Source organism: Mycetocola saprophilus (assembly GCF_000718085.1).
GTDB lineage: Bacteria > Actinomycetota > Actinomycetes > Actinomycetales > Microbacteriaceae > Mycetocola > Mycetocola saprophilus.
The window spans coordinates 812929-828757 of record NZ_JOEC01000002.1 but is presented as its reverse complement, the minus strand read 5'-3'; the positions used below and the strand labels follow the sequence as shown (position 1 = coordinate 828757).

General features: G+C 64.7%; 12 protein-coding genes. 3 read left to right on the top strand and 9 right to left on the bottom strand.

The window, feature by feature from the left end:
* Nucleotides 1–130: 130 nt before the first annotated feature.
* Nucleotides 131–1753, top strand: a complete 1623-nt coding sequence (locus IE92_RS0109575) for an MFS transporter (protein WP_162178501.1) — start codon at nucleotides 131–133, stop codon at nucleotides 1751–1753.
* Nucleotides 1754–1772: 19 nt separating this feature from the next.
* A complete protein-coding gene (locus IE92_RS0109570) occupies nucleotides 1773–3071 on the top strand; it encodes a hypothetical protein (protein WP_030148275.1) in 1299 nt (432 codons plus the stop codon).
* Between the two features lie 57 nt (nucleotides 3072–3128).
* Here the strand turns inward: IE92_RS0109570 and IE92_RS0109565 are convergent, their stop codons facing one another.
* The 6 genes from IE92_RS0109565 to IE92_RS0109540 form a co-directional block, all read right to left on the bottom strand.
* Entirely contained in the window at nucleotides 3129–5408 is a 2280-nt protein-coding gene (locus IE92_RS0109565; protein WP_030148274.1) for an exo-beta-d-1,3/1,6-glucosidase, read from the bottom strand.
* Between the two features lie 118 nt (nucleotides 5409–5526).
* The gene (locus IE92_RS0109560; RefSeq protein ID WP_081863913.1) at nucleotides 5527–6648 is read right to left on the bottom strand and encodes an ABC transporter permease; all 1122 of its coding nucleotides are present in this window, start codon (nucleotides 6646–6648) and stop codon (nucleotides 5527–5529) included.
* Nucleotides 6649–6651: 3 nt separating this feature from the next.
* The gene (locus IE92_RS0109555) at nucleotides 6652–7635 is read right to left on the bottom strand and encodes an ABC transporter permease (RefSeq protein ID WP_030148272.1); all 984 of its coding nucleotides are present in this window, start codon (nucleotides 7633–7635) and stop codon (nucleotides 6652–6654) included.
* A gap of 4 nt (nucleotides 7636–7639) precedes the next feature.
* Entirely contained in the window at nucleotides 7640–8446 is an 807-nt protein-coding gene (locus IE92_RS0109550; protein WP_030148271.1) for an ABC transporter ATP-binding protein, read from the bottom strand.
* A 5-nt stretch (nucleotides 8447–8451) separates the two neighbouring features.
* Complete coding sequence (locus tag IE92_RS0109545; protein WP_245601284.1) at nucleotides 8452–9267, bottom strand: ABC transporter ATP-binding protein; 816 nt, start codon at nucleotides 9265–9267, stop codon at nucleotides 8452–8454.
* A gap of 170 nt (nucleotides 9268–9437) precedes the next feature.
* Nucleotides 9438–11108, bottom strand: coding sequence for an ABC transporter substrate-binding protein (locus IE92_RS0109540; RefSeq protein ID WP_030148269.1), 1671 nt, complete (start codon nucleotides 11106–11108; stop codon nucleotides 9438–9440).
* A gap of 597 nt (nucleotides 11109–11705) precedes the next feature.
* On the opposite strand from IE92_RS0109540, the gene IE92_RS0109535 reads away from it, so the two are divergent.
* A complete protein-coding gene (locus IE92_RS0109535; RefSeq protein ID WP_030148268.1) occupies nucleotides 11706–12365 on the top strand; it encodes a TetR/AcrR family transcriptional regulator in 660 nt (219 codons plus the stop codon).
* Nucleotides 12366–12381: 16 nt separating this feature from the next.
* Here IE92_RS0109535 and IE92_RS0109530 read toward each other — a convergent pair whose 3' ends face one another.
* Genes IE92_RS0109530 through IE92_RS17320 form a run of 3 tightly spaced genes read right to left on the bottom strand, consistent with a single transcriptional unit; the run spans nucleotide 12382 to nucleotide 15583 of the window.
* A complete protein-coding gene (locus IE92_RS0109530; protein WP_030148267.1) occupies nucleotides 12382–13041 on the bottom strand; it encodes an ATP-binding cassette domain-containing protein in 660 nt (219 codons plus the stop codon).
* Nucleotides 13038–15251 (bottom strand): hypothetical protein, encoded by a 2214-nt coding sequence (locus tag IE92_RS0109525; RefSeq protein ID WP_030148266.1) that lies wholly within the window; start codon nucleotides 15249–15251, stop codon nucleotides 13038–13040. The genes IE92_RS0109530 and IE92_RS0109525 overlap by 4 nt, the downstream gene beginning before the upstream one ends.
* Nucleotides 15252–15268: 17 nt before the next feature.
* A complete protein-coding gene (locus IE92_RS17320; protein WP_051701635.1) occupies nucleotides 15269–15583 on the bottom strand; it encodes a lactococcin 972 family bacteriocin in 315 nt (104 codons plus the stop codon).
* Nucleotides 15584–15829 lie beyond the last annotated feature (246 nt).

Here is a 15829-nt window from a genome sequence, read left to right as displayed (position 1 = left end):
CCGGTGTCTGGTGGCCGGTGTCCGGTGTCCATCGAACGGTTGACGGCCGGTCAGCCGGATGGGCCCTGCCCGGAGCCACGCCCCGGACCGAGACTGGGAACGTAAGAGTTCTCCGTCCAAAGGATGTCCGATGTCACTTCCCACAACCACCGCCGTCTCGGCTGGTCCCGCCGCGCTGCTGCTGCGCATCGGACTGATCACCGCGGTCTCGATGACCACGATCGACCAGACCATCGTTGCCCTCTCGGCACCGACCATTCAGTCCGAGCTGGGGCTCAGCCAGGAGGGTCTGCAGTGGGCGATCAACGCCTACCTGCTGGCCACCGCCGCGTTCTTCCTGGTGGGTGGACGCCTGGCCGACCTCTTCGGCCACCGTCGCATGGTGATTTTGGGCATCGCCGGATTCGCCGTGGCCTCGCTGCTGTGCGGAATCACCCCCACCGGTGAGTGGGCCGAACCCATCCTGATCGGTGCTCGCGTCCTCCAGGGACTCTCCGGCGCACTGATGTTCCCCGCCGCGGTGGGACTGCTGGTGCAGTCGGTTCCCCGCGAGGGGCGCGGACGCACGATGGCCACCTTCTTCACGATCACCGGCGCGATGACCGCGATCGGTCCGATCGCCGGCGGTTACCTCACCCAGTGGACCTGGCGGGCCATCTTCTGGGTCAACATCCCGCTGGCGATTATCGCGATCGTCCTGTTGGTCATCGCCCGCAACGTGCGGATGGTGACCCCCGCCGCGGCACCGCGCGATCGCCGAATCGACTGGCTCGGGGCCGTCCTGGTGGCCGCGGGAATGTCGCTGGTGATCTACGCACTGCAGCGCTTTGGGGAGCTCGGTTGGGGCACCGCCTGGGTCTGGACGGTCCTGGCCGGCGGCCTGGTTCTGCTTGCCGGATTCATCTGGTGGCAGAACCACACGCCGGCACCGCTGGTGCAGCTGAACGTCTTCCGGAGCCGCGGATTCAGCGTCTCCAGCCTGGCCATCCTGATCGCCAACATCTCGTTTGTGCCGATCTTCTTTTTCCTCAGCGTCTACGGGCAGCTCTCGCTGGGGCTCTCCGCCTCGGTGACCGGGCTGCTGTTCCTCAAGCTGTTCCTCGGCTTTGCCATCGGGGCGCGAATCGGTTCCCGGCGCTATGACAGGCAGGGCATCCGCATGGTCCTGCTGATCGGTGGCGTGGCCGGTGCCCTGGGCTTCGGCTGGCTCGCCCAGATCTCCACCAATCTCGATATCGACGGCACCAGCTTCGTCAACCCGCAGACCTGGCCGATCGCCCTGGCCGGATTCGGGATCGGCTTCATGCTGACCGCGGCCAGCACCGATGCGATCAACCGGGCCCCGCACGCCGGCTACGGCGAGGTCACCGGGATCACCCAGACGCTCAAGAACTTCGGTGGTGCGCTCGGTATGGCCGTGATCGCCAGCATCGTGACCGGACGCCTGACCACCCTGCTCACCGATTCCCTGGGCAAGTTTGGGGCCACCCCGGCGCAGGTCACCGATGTGGTCAACCAGGTCACCGGGGCCGGTTCCGGCGCCGCCAAGGACCTACCGGCGGGGATCCCCTCCTCGGTCGCTCAGCAGATCCTCGACAGCGTCAAGCTCGACTATGCTCACGCCGCCCAGTGGGGCTTTATGGCGATGGCCATCGCCATGGCGGTCCTGGTTGTCCTCGCCCTGCTGTCCCCGCGGGGTGCCACCCCGGTGGCCGAGACTGAGATTCTTGAGACTGCTACGCCCAAGCCATAACAGGGGTTAGGCTCTGGGTATGTCTCGTCTCCTCCCCGCGCACCCCGCTCGCCTGCTTGCCGCCGTCACGGTCCTCGGGCTGGGGATGCTCGGGCTCACGGCATGCAGCGGGAATAACGAGGAAGCCTTCAACACCTATCGGCACGGCATCGAACAGGTCCCCGGTCTCACCCACTTCGAGTCGGGGCTCTCGCGGGCGGTTCCCCTGGTCCCCACGGGGCGCATCCAGGTTGAACTGCCCGCGGACCGGGGCGTCTACGACGCCCTGGTCGCGGCCACCTGCGGCAAGGATCGTGGCATTGCCACCACATTCGAGTACACGATGACCGGTGAACACACCGCGTTCACCGTGCAGGACTTCCCGTGCACCACCCAGAAGTTCGACCCGCTGAAACTCGTCGCCGCCGCCGATTCGGTGGGCAAGAAGTCCACGGTCTCGATCGGCAATCTGAGCCCCGGTCTCGCCCCGTCCCCCACCTCCTCGGACCAACAATTCACGCAGCGTGTTCGGCTGGATACCGGAAATGATCCGGCAGCCACGTTTTCGCTGTTCGCCGCCATCGCCCCGCAGCTGCCCGATAACACCCTCGAAATCGAGGGCGATCACCTCCGCGCCAGCACCGAATCCGCCGCCGAGGTCACCACGCTGGCCTCCGATCTGGCGGCACTGAACGAGACGGTTCCGCTGCTGAGCGCGAGGTTCGCCGATACCCTGACGCTCGACACCGTGAGCGAGCCCGACAGCGCGGGCATCGTCGCATTCCTCACCACCCGCTCGCCCGATCTCTATCGGGACCATCCGGTCATCTCGCGAATCGGGGTCCCCGATACCGCGGTGGCACCGCCGACCGACGCGGCCCTTGCCCTGCAGACGTGGCTGAACAACACCCTCGGTCTCACCGGCGGGGTGACCGAGAATACGCTGACGCTCAGGCTGGCGAATGTGGATGAGGTCGACACCGTCAGCCGGCAGATTGCCGAACACGGTACCGACCTGGTCGGCGTGGTCATGATCACCCCGGCCTCGGGTGTCGGGGTGCCCGAGTTCGTGTCGCTCCCCAACACGATCCGGCCGGGCGCCAGCCCCGGCGATAACCCCTTCCCGGTGCTCACCGAACGTTTCCGGGCGCTCGCCCACACCGAGCAGGTCCGCCGAGTCGAGGCCGGCCGCGGATCGCTCAGGGTCTGGCTCCTCCCCTCGGCCGTGGGCGACGAGAGCGCAAGCGAATCCGTCCGCGCCATCATGCGCGGCATCGCCGAGGAGGGTGCCCTGACCACGGTGTGGCTCGATGATGTCCCGCTGGACGGCTACCGCTAGGCAGAAACACGGCGACGGCCCCGGGGAAATCCCCGGGGCCGTCGGCATGTGGTCTGACTAGGCGATGTTGAAGGTCGCGCGCAGCACGTCCTCGGAGCGCGAGGACTTACCCACGCGCAGTTCGAACGCACCGGCCTCGACGATGCGGTTACCCTTGGCATCCACGATCGTGCACTCGGATGCCGGCAGCTCGATCGAGACCTGCTTCGACTCACCCGGAGCGACATCCACCTGGGTGAAGGTCTTCAGCTCCTGGTCGGCCCAGCTGACCGAGGTCACGGTGTCGCTGACGTAGACCTGCACGGTTTCACGCGAGGGGCGTGCACCGGTGTTGGTCAGGGTCAGGGTTGCGCGCACGGTGTCGGCGGCGGTCAGGTTGGTGTCCGCGATGACCAGGTCGGAGTACTCCACCGTGGTGTACGACAGGCCCTGTCCGAACTGGAATGCCGGGGTCTGGGTCAGGTCGGCGTAGCGGTTACCGTGCTGGCCACGGATCTGGTTGTAGTAGGTCGGCTGCTGACCCGAGTGACGGGCAAACGAGATCGGCAGGCGTCCGGCGGGCTCGATCAGGCCGAGGGCCAGCTCGGCGATCGCGCGGCCACCCTGCATACCCGGGTTGGCCACCCAGAGCAGCGCGGCGGCGTTCAGGGCCGACTCCGGCAGCACGAGCGGCTTGGAGGCCAGCAGCACCACGATCATCGGGGTGCCGGTCTCGGCCAGGGCATCCAGCAGGGCGATCTGCCCACCGATGAGCTCCAGGGTTGCGGTCGAACGACCCTCACCCACGAGCTCGATGCGGTCACCCACGACGGCCACTACGTAGTCGGCGTCCTTCGCGGCGGCCACGGCCTCGGCAATCTGGGCGGCATCCGGTGCGGTCGGAACCACAACCTGCGGGCGCGGCTGACCATCCGGGAAGAACTCACCCTCGGGGTCGGCGGCCAGGGTCAGGATGTCGGCGCCCTGGGTGTAGGACACGCTCCAGTCGGCGGGGGTGTGCGCCCGCAGACCATCCAGCACGGTGGTGATCATCTCGCGCGGGTGGCCCTCGGGGAACCAGCCGGCCTGGCCGGAGTTACCCGCCCAGTCACCCAGCTGGGTCTGCGCGTCATCGGCCAGCGGACCCACCACGGCGATCTTCTTGGCGGCACCGGTGGGAACCGAACGGCCCGACTCATCGGCGACAAAACCACCCTCGAGCGGCAGCACGCCATCGTTGTTCAGCAGCACCAGCGAGTGGCGAGCCACCTCGAGGTTCAGCGCGGTGTGGTCCTCGTGACCCACCAAAGCCTCCTGAGCGGCCACGTCGGGGTGACGCGGGTTCTCGAACAGGCCGAGCTCAAACTTCAGGGTCAGGATGCGGGCAACCGCGGGGTGCAGCTCGTCCTCGGTCAGCATGCCCTTCTCGATGGCCTCGAGGGCACCCTCGAAGAACTTCGGGGTGGTCATAACCATGTCGTTACCGGCCTTGACGGCGGCGGCGGCGGCGTGGGCATAGTCGGGCTGAACCTGCTGCTCCCAGACCATCCGGCCCACGTTGTCCCAGTCGGTGATCAGGGTTCCGGTGTAGCCCCACTCGCCGCGCAGCACATCATTCAGCAGCCAGTCGTTCACGGTGATCGGCACACCATCGGTGCTCTGGTAACCGAGCATGAAGGTGCGGCAGCCCTCGCGGGCCACGCGCTCGAACGGCGGCAGGAACCAGGAGCGCAGCTTACGCGGGGAGATGTCGGCCTCGGAGGCGTCGCGGCCGCCCTGGGTCTCCGAGTACCCGGCGAAGTGCTTGGCGGTCGCGAGGATCGCCGAGGGGTCGTTCAGGCCCTTGCCCTGGTAGCCACGAACCATCGCCGAGGCCAGCTCACCGATCAGGTGCGGATCCTCACCGAAGGTCTCGTCCACGCGGCCCCAACGCAGGTCGCGGGCGATGCACAGCACCGGGGAGAAGGTCCAGTGCACACCGGTGGTGGCGGTCTCCACCGCGGTGATCCGGGCAACCTGCTCGGTCAGCTCGGCGTTCCAGGTACCGGCCATACCCAGCTGGGTCGGGAAGATCGTGGCACCCTTCCAGAAGGAGTTTCCGTGGATGCAGTCCTCACCCACCAGCAGCGGAATCCGCAGCTCGGTCTCGGCGGTCAGCTCGTGGGCACGGACCACGCGCTCGGGCGAGGTGTGCAGGATCGAGCCGACGTGCTTGCCCAGGACGTGATCGTCGAGGTCATCACGCGCATCCAGCTGGAGCATCTGCCCCACCTTCTGCTCGCGGGTCATCCGACCCAGCAGGTCTTCTACCCGCTCGGCAATCGTGAGGTCGGGGTTCAGGTACGGAAGCGTAGTCATGAAACGTAAGTCCTTAGATGGTCGGGGGCCGACCGGGTTGATGCGGGTGTAAGGGGCGAACGAGCCGCCCCGCAAACGACCCCCTCCTCCATCGGGAGAAGGGGGCCGAATGGTGTGATTACCGGGCGGTGGTGTCGTCCGGCGATGCGGGGGCGGGCGGGGTCACCGGGGTGACCGCATCCGCGTCGGCAGCGGGGCTTGCATGCTTGGGAGCCGAGGCACCCCCGCTGCCCGGATCGCTGCCCGAGGGCGGCGCGGTCCGCACGGCGGTCACGCTCGAGGACACCTTGATGCCCTTCTTGCGCATTTCGCGGGCACGCTCACCGGCGCTACGCAGGCGCGGGTTCACGTACTCGTCGATTCCGAAGTTGATCAGCGAGAGGGCCATACCCAGCAGCGCGATGCAGAGACCGGCGGGAACGTACCACCACCAGAAGTCCGGGAAGGCACCGTTCTGCTGAGCCCAGAACAGGATGGTTCCCCAGTTCAGGTTGGTGATCGGGATCACACCGATGAAGGCCAGGGTGGTGAGGCCCAGGACGGCCGCGGTCACGGTTCCCACGAAGGAGGAGGCGATGATCGCGATCAGGTTGGGGAGCATCTCCACCGCGATGATGCGGTACAGCGGCTCACCGTTGGCGCGGGCCGCCTGGACAAAGTCCCGGTTGCGCAGCGACATGGTCTGGGCGCGCAGCACGCGGCTACCCCAGGCCCAACCGGTCAGCGCCAGCACACCGGCGATGAGCAGCAGGCTCGGGTTCTCGTACTGCGAGGCCACGATGATCATCAGCGGCAGGGCAGGGATCACCAGGAACACGTTGGTGACGGCCGAGAGGCCCTCGCTCTTCCAGCCACCGATATAACCGGCGGTCACACCAATGATCACGGCGATCAGGGTCGCGATAATACCGGCCGCGAAGCCCACCACGAGCACGCCGCGGGTTCCGTAGATCAGCTGGCTGAGGACGTCCTCACCCATGTGGGTGGTGCCCAGCCAGTGGGTGGCCGAGGGGCCCTGACGCAGGGCGGTGAAGTCCTTGTCCAGCGGGCCGTAGGGGGCCAGCAGGTCGCCGAAGATGGCGACCAGGACAAAGAAGCCGAGGATACACAGACCGGCGATCGACTTTCCGTTGCGGAACATCGAGAAGGCCTGTCCAAACTTCGTGGCGAAGTTCTGCTTACGCGGCGGACGGGGCGCGGTATCAACGGCGGCGATAACCGCGGTTTCGGGCTGAGTCATGGTCTAGGCCTCCGACTGACGGGTGCGCGGGTCGAGAATCGCGTAGGCGACATCGGCGAGGATGTTGGCCACCAGGATGGTCAACGTGATGATCAGGAACAGACCCTGCATGAGCGGGTAGTCCTTCGCGTTGGTGGCGTCAAGCAGCAGCTTTCCCACACCGGGGTAGGAGAACACAAGCTCCATCACCAGGGTTCCACCCACGATGAATCCGAGCGAGAGCGCGAAGCTCGACAGCTGCGGCAGGACCGCGTTGCGGGCGGCGTAGTTGATGAGCACCTTGCGCGGCGAGAGACCCTTGGCCTGAGCCACGGTCACGTAGTCCTCGTCCATGACGGTGACCATCATGTTACGCATACCCAGGACCCAGCCACCGAGGGAGGAGATCACGATGGTGAGCGCGGGAAGCGTACCGTGGTTGATGACCTGACCGATGAAGTCCAGCGAGAACTCGGGGGTAGACCCCTTATCGTACGCATGGGATGCGGGGAACCAGCCCAATCCGGTGGCCAGCAGCGCAATCGCGATCAGGCCGAGCCAGAAGTAGGGCACGGTGGAGAAGAAGGTCGTGATCGGGATCAGCGCGTCGGCCTTGGATCCGCGACGCCATCCGGCGTAGGCACCCAGCATGGTACCGATCACAAACGACAGGATGGTCGCGATACCCACCAGACCGATGGTCCAGGGCAGGGCCGAGGCGATCACATCGGTGACCGGGGCGAGGCCCTTGGAGAAGGAGCGACCCAGGTCGCCGCTGAAGAGCAGCTTCCAGTAGTTGATGTACTGCTCCAGCATGGACTGGTTCTTGTCCAGACCAAACAGGGTGCGCAGCGAGGCCGCGGCATCCGGGCTGATCAGACCCTGGTTCTTGGCGATATAGGCCGAAACCGGGTCACCCTTGAGGAAGCGGGGCAGGAAGAAGTTGATCGTGATCGCCGCCCAGGCGGTGAACAGATAGAACGCTGTGCGTCGGAGGAAGAATCTCACGGGGTCAGCTCCGGGGGGAAGTAGTGCCGGGCGCCGCGAAGTGCTTGTCCGGGTTGGGCGAGGCATCCCGCAGCTGACGCGTGTAGGCGTTCTGCGGGTTCAGGATGACATCATCGGCGTTACCGCGCTCGACCACGACACCGTGGTTGAGCACCATAATCTCGTCCGAGAAGTGACGGGCGGTCGCGAGGTCGTGGGTGATGTAGAGCACACCCAGGTTGTTCTCACGCTGCAGGTCGGCAAGCAGGTTCAGCACGCCCAGTCGGATCGACACGTCGAGCATCGACACGGGCTCATCGGCGATCAGCAGCGACGGACGCGAGGCCAGGGCACGGGCGATGGCCACACGCTGACGCTGTCCACCGGAGAGCTCATGCGGGCGACGATCGATCACGTCGTTCGGCTCCAGACGCACGCGCTCCAGCAGGCGGAACACCTCGTCCTCCACCTGGTCCTTGGGCACAACCTTGTCCAGCAGCAGCGGACGCTCGATGTGGTGACGGATGGTGTGGTACGGGTTCAGCGAGGCGAACGGGTCCTGGAAGACCATGCGCACCTGCTGGCGGTACTTACGCAGCGCACGGCCGCGACGCGGAATAGCCACGCCATCCAGCAGCACCTCACCGGAGGTGGCACGCTCAAGCTGGGTGAGGATCTTGGCGATGGTGGACTTACCACTACCACTCTGGCCCACCAGGGCGATGGTCTTGCCCGAGGTCAGGGTGAAGTTGACCTTGTCCAGGGCGAGGAAGTCACCGGTACCGCGGATGCGGTAGCGCTTGGTGACGTCTTTGAATTCAAGGGTCGTCATGGCGGTTACGCTCCAGTCTCGGTGGGCGAGGACTTACCGCGGACAAAGTCGCCGCGTTCGCCGGTGAGGCTCGGGAAGGACGCGAGGAGCTTACGGGTGTACTCGTGCTCGGCGTGGTGGTAGATCTGCTCGGCGGTGTTGATCTCAACAACCTTGCCCTGACGCATCACGGCAATACGGTCGGAGATTTCCAGCAGCAGCGGAAGGTCGTGGGTGATGAAGATCACCGAGAAGCCGAATTCCTTGCGCAGGTCGGAGATCTGCTGCAGGATTTCGCGCTGCACCAGCACGTCCAGCGCGGTGGTGGGCTCGTCCATGATCATCAGCTGGGGCTTGAGGGCCAGAGCCATGGCGATCATCACGCGCTGACGCATTCCGCCGGAGAGTTCGTGGGGGAACGCACGCAGACGGTCACGGCCCACGCCGACGATCTCCAGCAGGCGACCCGATTCCTCGGTGCGCTGTGCCTTGTTCATCTCGGGGCGGTGGGTCGTAAAGACGTCACCAAGCTGCTTGCCGATGTTGACCACGGGGTTCAGGGCGTTCATCGCACCCTGGAACACCATCGAGGCCTTATCCCAGCGGAACGCACGCATCTGCTGGTCATCGAGGGAGTTGAGGTCGATGTCCTCGCCGCCCTTGTCGTGGAAGATGGCGGATCCCTGGGTGATCACGGCCGGCGGCTTGAGCAGCCGCTGGATACCGTAGGCGAGGGTGGTCTTACCACAGCCGGATTCACCGGCGAGACCGAGGATTTCGCCACGCTTTAGCGTGATCGAAACGTCTCGCACGGCTTCGACGGGGGGATCCACGTCGTACATCACGCTGAAGTTCGAGACCGTCAGCAGATTGTCGGAGGTCACAATGCGTTCCTGATTCTTGTCATGCGTCATGTCTTAGGCGGGGATGGGGGAAGACATGAGAAACCCGTGGGCGGGGGTGGAGCGCTGATGCACTCCACCCCCGTCACGAAAGGTGATGCGGTGCGAAATTACTTCGCGGCGGCCTTCAGCTTGGTCAGGATGAGGACCGAGTTGACCTGAGTGGGGTCGGCCGGTGCGTACGGGTCCTTCTCGTTCGGCCAACCCACGTAGTTACGGGTGTTGTACGAACCGATGTAGGGACGGGTACCGATCGGCATGGCAGGAACGTCGTTGACGAAGATCTGCTGAACCTTGTCCAGGGCCTCGGTGCGGGCTGCGTCGTCGGTCGCGTTAGCGTAGGCGGCGAGCTCGGCGGTGGCCTCGGGGTTGTCGTAGCGACCGAAGTTGAAGTCGGCCTGCTCACCGATGGGCTTCAGGTACATGCCGCCCATGGTGTTGTTGTAGATGTTGTACGGGGTTGCTCCGGTGTCGGTCCAGTGCAGGATCGCGTCGAAGTCACCCTTACCCTTGTTGTCCCACCAGGTGTCGGAGTCCGGGGTGTTGACCTTGGCCTCGGCACCGAGGGCCTTGACCGAGTCGGCGATCAGGCTGATGCCGGTCACGTAGTCGTTCCAGCCCTGGGGGACGGAGATGGTGAAGGACACCGGCTGACCCTGCGGGTCGACCAGCTTGGTTCCCACACCGGTGTAACCGGCGTCGGTCAGGATCTTCTTGGCGGCGTCAACGTCGACCTTGTAGTCCTTGCCCTTGTACTCTTCCTGGATGAAGGGGTCACCGGCAGGGGTGGGCAGACCGGTGATCGACTTGATCGCCGGAACCGCGCCCTCGCGAGCGACTTCCTGGTGCTTGTGACGGTCAATCACGTCGTTGACGGCCTTGCGGAATGCCACGTTGTTGAAGGGTGCCTTGGTGGTGTTGACGTACATGGCGTCGATACCGAGACCGGCGGCGGCCCACTGCACGTTGTGCTCCGGGTCCTTGTCCAGGAAGGCGGACTTCACGTTGGGGATGAAGGCCTGCGCCCAGTCGGCGTCGCCGTTGGCCAGCGCGGTGGTCAGAGCGGTGTTGTCGTTGTAGGACACGTAGTACAGCTTCGGGACGGCGAGCTTGCCACCCCAGTAGTCGTCGCGAGCGGTCAGCTCAACGGACTGGGTGTCGAACTTGGTGAGCTTGTACGGACCGGTTCCGACGGCTTCCTTGAAGTCGTAGGTGGCCGGGTCCTTGACGCCCTCGTAGATGTGCTTGGGGACGATGCGCTTGTGCAGCACCTTCTCCTGCTTCACGAACATCGAGTTCTCGAAGTCCAGGGTGACCTTGTTACCGTCTTCGGTGACCTTGGTCAGGCCCATGGCGTCGATGTCGAGCGAGGGGTGGTCCAGGAACAGCTGGAAGGTGTAAGCGATGTCGGCGGCGGTGAAGTCCTTGCCGTCGTTCCACTTGACGCCCTCACGGGCGGTGACGGTGAGCGACTTGTAGTCGGTCGACCATTCCATCTTCTCGGCGAGCCAGGGGGTGGCTGCTTCGCTGGGGTTTGCCAGGTTGATCAGTGCCAGCGGCTCGAGAATCGAGTTGATGTAACCGAGCTTGAGGGCGGAGGAGTCGCCAACCCAGGGGTTGTTCGACTGGGTGGCGATTGCGCCGTCCGGCTTCGCAATGGTCAGCGCTGCGCCGCCCTTGCCTTCACCGGCGTTGCCACCGTTGTTGCCACCGCCGGCACAGCCGGTCAGGGCGAGCGCGGCCGCGAGCCCCAGGGCGACCAAAGAGGACTTCTTCGTCATTTCTCTCTCCTACATAGGATGGGAGTTTCGAAGCGTTCTGCTTCGAAACGGTTATTCACTGTGAGTGCGGACACCCGAATGGGCGTGTCCAACCGCGGGTTGTGTCTCCAACCCTTTCCCGATGGTGATGCGCCATCGGGGACGCGGCTACCGATCTACCGTGATCGCCATGTGCTCGCGACCCTGTGAGACCCAACTGCCGAGGGCGATAAAAAATCCGGCTCGCGCAAAGGAGCCGGAGAGCGCCTCGTTGCGAGTAGACAAATTGTCGTTATCCCTGAATCTCGATGGTGGAGAATGGCCGCTGATCTTCGCCCTCGTTGTGTTCCATTACCCGTGGGGCGGGTGGATCACAAGCGTTGATATTGGCCGCTCTTCACCGGTGAGACCGGTAATCTTCCAAAAGGTTACCGGCTTGTCAGTAAGTTTTCAAGTGCGCCACGTTCGAGACTGCGCTATCCTCCTAAATACAGACGCGTCACGTGCCGTGCACGTCACATTACATTCGAGTTCTACTGGGTCAGTGCACTCTTGATTACGGTTCGACAACACTTGCCGAAGCAACGATGCAGACGCAGATTGAAGGGGGTGCCCCACGTGGCCACCGCAAAAAAGCAAACACGTTCGCGTCCGGAGACCATCGCCCGTCGACGCGAGATTCTGCGTGCAGCAACGGATATTTTCGGGTCCAAGGGGTCGGTCAACGGCACCCTCACCGATATCGCCGAGCAGGTCGGGATGACCCACGCCGGCATCCTTCACCACTTTGGCTCCAAGGATCAGCTCCTGATGGAGGTGCTCACCTACCGCGATGAGTCCGACGTGGACCACCTGGAGGAAAAGCACATCCCCACCGGGATCGAGTTCTTCCGCCACCTGGTGCGCACCGCGTTCTCCAACGCCCACCGCGCCGGTCTGGTGCAGGCCTATGCGGTGCTCTCGGCCGAATCGGTCACCGATGACCACGCGGCCCGCGACTACTTCGAGGACCGCTACCGCACCCTGCGGCAGGAGGCCGTCGAGGCCTTCACCCAGATCTGCGCCGAGCGCGGCGTGGCCACCCCCGAGACTGCCTACCGTGCCGGCGCCGGCATCCTGGCAGTGATGGACGGTCTGCAGGTGCAGTGGCTGCTGGATCCCACCAACATCGAGCTGGGCGAAACCAGCGAGTTCGCCATCGAGGCCATCGTCTCGGCCGTGCTGAGCCCGCAGCCCTCCCCGCTGCGCGAGCCCGCCCTGGACGCGGTCGCCGACTAGCGGGGCGATTCGACGGTCAGGAGGACGCGGCAGTCAGGTCGACTCTGCGGTCACAACGCGCGGCCACCTCGAGGTCGTGAGTGACCAGGACGATGCCGCGTCCCTCCCGAGCGAGCCCGGTCAGAAGCTCAAGGATTCGGTCCCGGTTATCCGGATCGAGCGATCCAGTGGGTTCATCGGCCAGCACCAGCCGAGCGGGTTTCAGCAGGAGCCGGGCGATGGCCAATCGCTGCTGTTCGCCGCCGGACAGGGTGAAGATGGGCCGGCGCAGGTCCGGCCTGAGCCCGACTCGCTCCAGTACCGCCGCACGTTCCCGGCGTCCGATCGCCCGCGAGCGCCGCGGATACACCTGGGCGATCGCCAGGTTATGCAGGATGTCCAGGGTGTCCACCAGAGCGAAGTTTTGAAAGAGATATCCCAGACGATTCCTCAGCAGCAATCGCGCCGCCCGGGTATGCGGAGCCGGGGCGCGCGCCCCAAAAAGTTGTAATTCGCCGGCGTCGAAATGCTCCAGCAACCCCAGAATGTTCAGCGCGGTGGTTTTGCCACTTCCGCTTGGCCCGGTCACCGCGACCATCTCCCCCGCGTTGACGGTGAGGTCAAACTCGTCCAGCACCCGGTGGCCCGCAAAGCCTCGCGAGATGCCCCGCGCCACACACAGTGGTGCTTCGCTCATGGGCGTATCCCCTTTCGTATGGTCACGATGATGACGGCGGCCGCGCCCTGAAGTACGCAGATGCCCGCGGTCACCGTCAGGCTTTGGCCGAGGGGTGGAATATCCGGGGAGAACGGGTGGAGATTCAGCACCCACAATCCGGATCCGGCCGCGAGATAAACGACCCCCAGAGCTGTTCCAATGCGCCACAACTCCCGGTACCTGTGCACGGGACCGTAACCGTGCAATCCCCGCACCGCTATGGGACGGGCATAACGTTCCAGGGCAATCGTGAGCGACTGTGCCGTCATCAGAAGCAACAGCAGGATCAGCGCGCCGCCGAGGATTCCACTCTTCACCTGGGCCTCCCGGGCATACGCCAGTCGCGCCTGCTCGGCTTCGCCGATGGTCACCAGGCTTGGCAGATTGTCATCAAGACCGTATTCGGCCAAGATCGGGGCAAGACTGCTGCGCGTCTTGCGACCGTCTCCATCGATCAGCGGTACCCGGAGCGCCCCGTCTGGGCCACCGGTGATCGCGTTGGCGGCGTCCCAGGCGGTGGCATTTTCCCGGGTCATCACCTCGATCAGGGGGTCTCGAATCCGGCCCGCGTTTTTTGTGCCCACCGTGGGTGAGAAGGCGAATACGTCCTGTCCGCTGGCGGTCCAGATAATGCGCACACGCTGGTCCTGCACACCCGGAGGCGCGGTCATCCCCAGCACCGTTTGACTGGTTTTTGCCGCCCCCGCACGGTTGCGACGGGTCGTAGCCAGGAGCTGCTCTTCACGGTCTCGATAGCTCTCCGGTGCCAGAATGATCCAGTCCCTCTCGGACTCATCCACGCCGATCCGCTGCCCATTGGTATCTAGTAGCGGATACCGCGCCATGTAGGAGGGGTTGACTTTGAGTGCCGGGAACACGTCGGGGGCAACCGGGTTTTTATCTAAGCCCTCGTCATAGCTGGTGGCATCGATATAGAGCGCACCGTTAGCGGCCAGGCGGGGATATAGTTGCCCGGCAGTTTTAGCGATTAACGTCAGGCTGCCGGATTGGATGTCGAGGGTTTCATCACCGTTGCGCAACGGGGCAAACACCCCATATTCATTACTCGCCGCCCAAATCTCCAGCTTTTTGACTTCGGCATTCAGACCGTCGGCCCCCGCCCACAGCCCGCTTCCGACCACGATCACCGCGACGGCCGTTGTCGCGGACGCAATCACGCTCAGCCCAAAAATGGCTCGGGTATCCCTGCGATTTTTGATGAACTCGGCGATCCGCAACCGGGCAAGATAGGGAATGGTTGGCGCGGTGACCGCCAGCAACAGGACCCCCGTACTCCCGGCGGTCTGGGCGAGGGAGCCGAGCACCGCCGCGGGCATTCCGGGAAGCGTAGCCGCGATTCCGGTGCCCAGCACGAGGGTGATGAGAGCCGTCCCGGCGATGGGCCGCCCCGAGATGATCCACCAGGCCCGCGTCGCCCCGATTCCCTGCATCCGCAATACCCCGGCATGCTTGGCCTCTCGAAACTGCCGATAGAGCGCGAGGATCGCCACCAGTACGGTGCCCGCGGCCAAGAGCATGCCCGGATAGACCGGCTGGGTCGCCGTGGGAACGAGGGTCACGACCCGCGCCGCACGCAGGTCTGCGGCGGTGACTGGTGCCTGATTCGGGTCCCCCGAGAGCGCCGTAGCCAGCGCATCGGTAAAGGCAGCACAGTCGCGCCGCGGGCATTCTGCGATGTAGGTTCCCGGAGCCGGAAGCGAGTCAAACACGCGGGCAAGGGGACGCACGGCCCGCTCTTCCCCCGGCCAGAGGGTTCGCAGCTCGCCGACGGTTCGTTCCGGGCGTGTGCTCGGAGCGGTCCCAGTGGAAGCGGTTCCCGCTCGCGTCTCATCCGCAGTGGGAAGACGGCCCGCAGAAACCTCAAAGGTGTCCAATACCCGAGAGGATTCACCGGCCAGGAATGCAAACTGGGTGACGATGCTCGCCCCCTGATGCGTGGCTCCGATGACCGTCCGATAGATATTGGACTGGGTGGATCGCGCGGCGGACGTGAGCGCATCGAGGACCGGACCGGGATCATCCCTCGTCGCCGGGATGACGAATGGTGTGCCCACTCGGGCGGCCGCGTCGGCAAACTCCGCACGCTCGGCGTTGAGGGCGTTCATATACCCCACCCCAAATGCCGCACAGATCACCAGCGCGATCAGCCCCAGCAGGATCGTTTTCATCGTTCGAGCGCCCCCGTCTAGGGATACACGTTCCAGTATTCTGCGGCGTCTTCGTTCGCACCGGCCTGGGTTTCAGCCTGTGCGAACTCTCCCGGGTCTTTCTTCACGAATTTCGTGTTGGGCCCGGCGATGGCGGTAGCCGAATGGGTAACGGTCTGATTCTGATAGTGAGACCACACGTTCTTGAACCACGGCGCCTGGAATGCAGTTCCGTAGCTCCACGTCCCACCGCCCACGTTAACGATCGTTCCGGCGAAAGCGGGCGCTGCGGCCCCAACAGCGAGCCCACCTGCCAGCGTCACCGCGAGTGCGATGCGCGTTCGTTTGTTCATTTTGCTCTCCTAATCTGTGTCATCCGAGGGGTCCCCGGGATGTGAGGGACACGCTACGCTTCCGTCTGAATCCATTGGAGGGCTCACAGCCAGCCGATGTGACAAAGTCCGCGAGCGGGGAAACGCTTCCCACATTCCGCCTCGCATCCGGCGAACATAGTCAGCCGTCATCAAGCGTCACACGCAGGAAGTCACGGACAGACAGTGCCCGTGAGTCCCCTTTTGCCAGTATCCGGGTGCCTCTTC

What these genes read in the sequence shown, in the direction of transcription:
- IE92_RS0109570 (WP_030148275.1), top strand. Translation starts at nt 1,773, where the DNA reads ATGTCTCGTCTCCTCCCCGCGCACCCCGCTCGCCTGCTTGCCGCCGTC.
- IE92_RS0109540 (WP_030148269.1), bottom strand. Translation starts at nt 11,108, where the DNA reads ATGACGAAGAAGTCCTCTTTGGTCGCCCTGGGGCTCGCGGCCGCGCTC.
- IE92_RS0109560 (WP_081863913.1), bottom strand. Translation starts at nt 6,648, where the DNA reads ATGACTCAGCCCGAAACCGCGGTTATCGCCGCCGTTGATACCGCGCCC.
- IE92_RS0109545 (WP_245601284.1), bottom strand. Translation starts at nt 9,267, where the DNA reads ATGTACGACGTGGATCCCCCCGTCGAAGCCGTGCGAGACGTTTCGATC.
- IE92_RS0109575 (WP_162178501.1), top strand. Translation starts at nt 131, where the DNA reads ATGTCACTTCCCACAACCACCGCCGTCTCGGCTGGTCCCGCCGCGCTG.
- IE92_RS0109530 (WP_030148267.1), bottom strand. Translation starts at nt 13,041, where the DNA reads ATGAGCGAAGCACCACTGTGTGTGGCGCGGGGCATCTCGCGAGGCTTT.
- IE92_RS0109525 (WP_030148266.1), bottom strand. Translation starts at nt 15,251, where the DNA reads ATGAAAACGATCCTGCTGGGGCTGATCGCGCTGGTGATCTGTGCGGCA.
- IE92_RS0109565 (WP_030148274.1), bottom strand. Translation starts at nt 5,408, where the DNA reads ATGACTACGCTTCCGTACCTGAACCCCGACCTCACGATTGCCGAGCGG.
- IE92_RS17320 (WP_051701635.1), bottom strand. Translation starts at nt 15,583, where the DNA reads ATGAACAAACGAACGCGCATCGCACTCGCGGTGACGCTGGCAGGTGGG.
- IE92_RS0109550 (WP_030148271.1), bottom strand. Translation starts at nt 8,446, where the DNA reads ATGACGACCCTTGAATTCAAAGACGTCACCAAGCGCTACCGCATCCGC.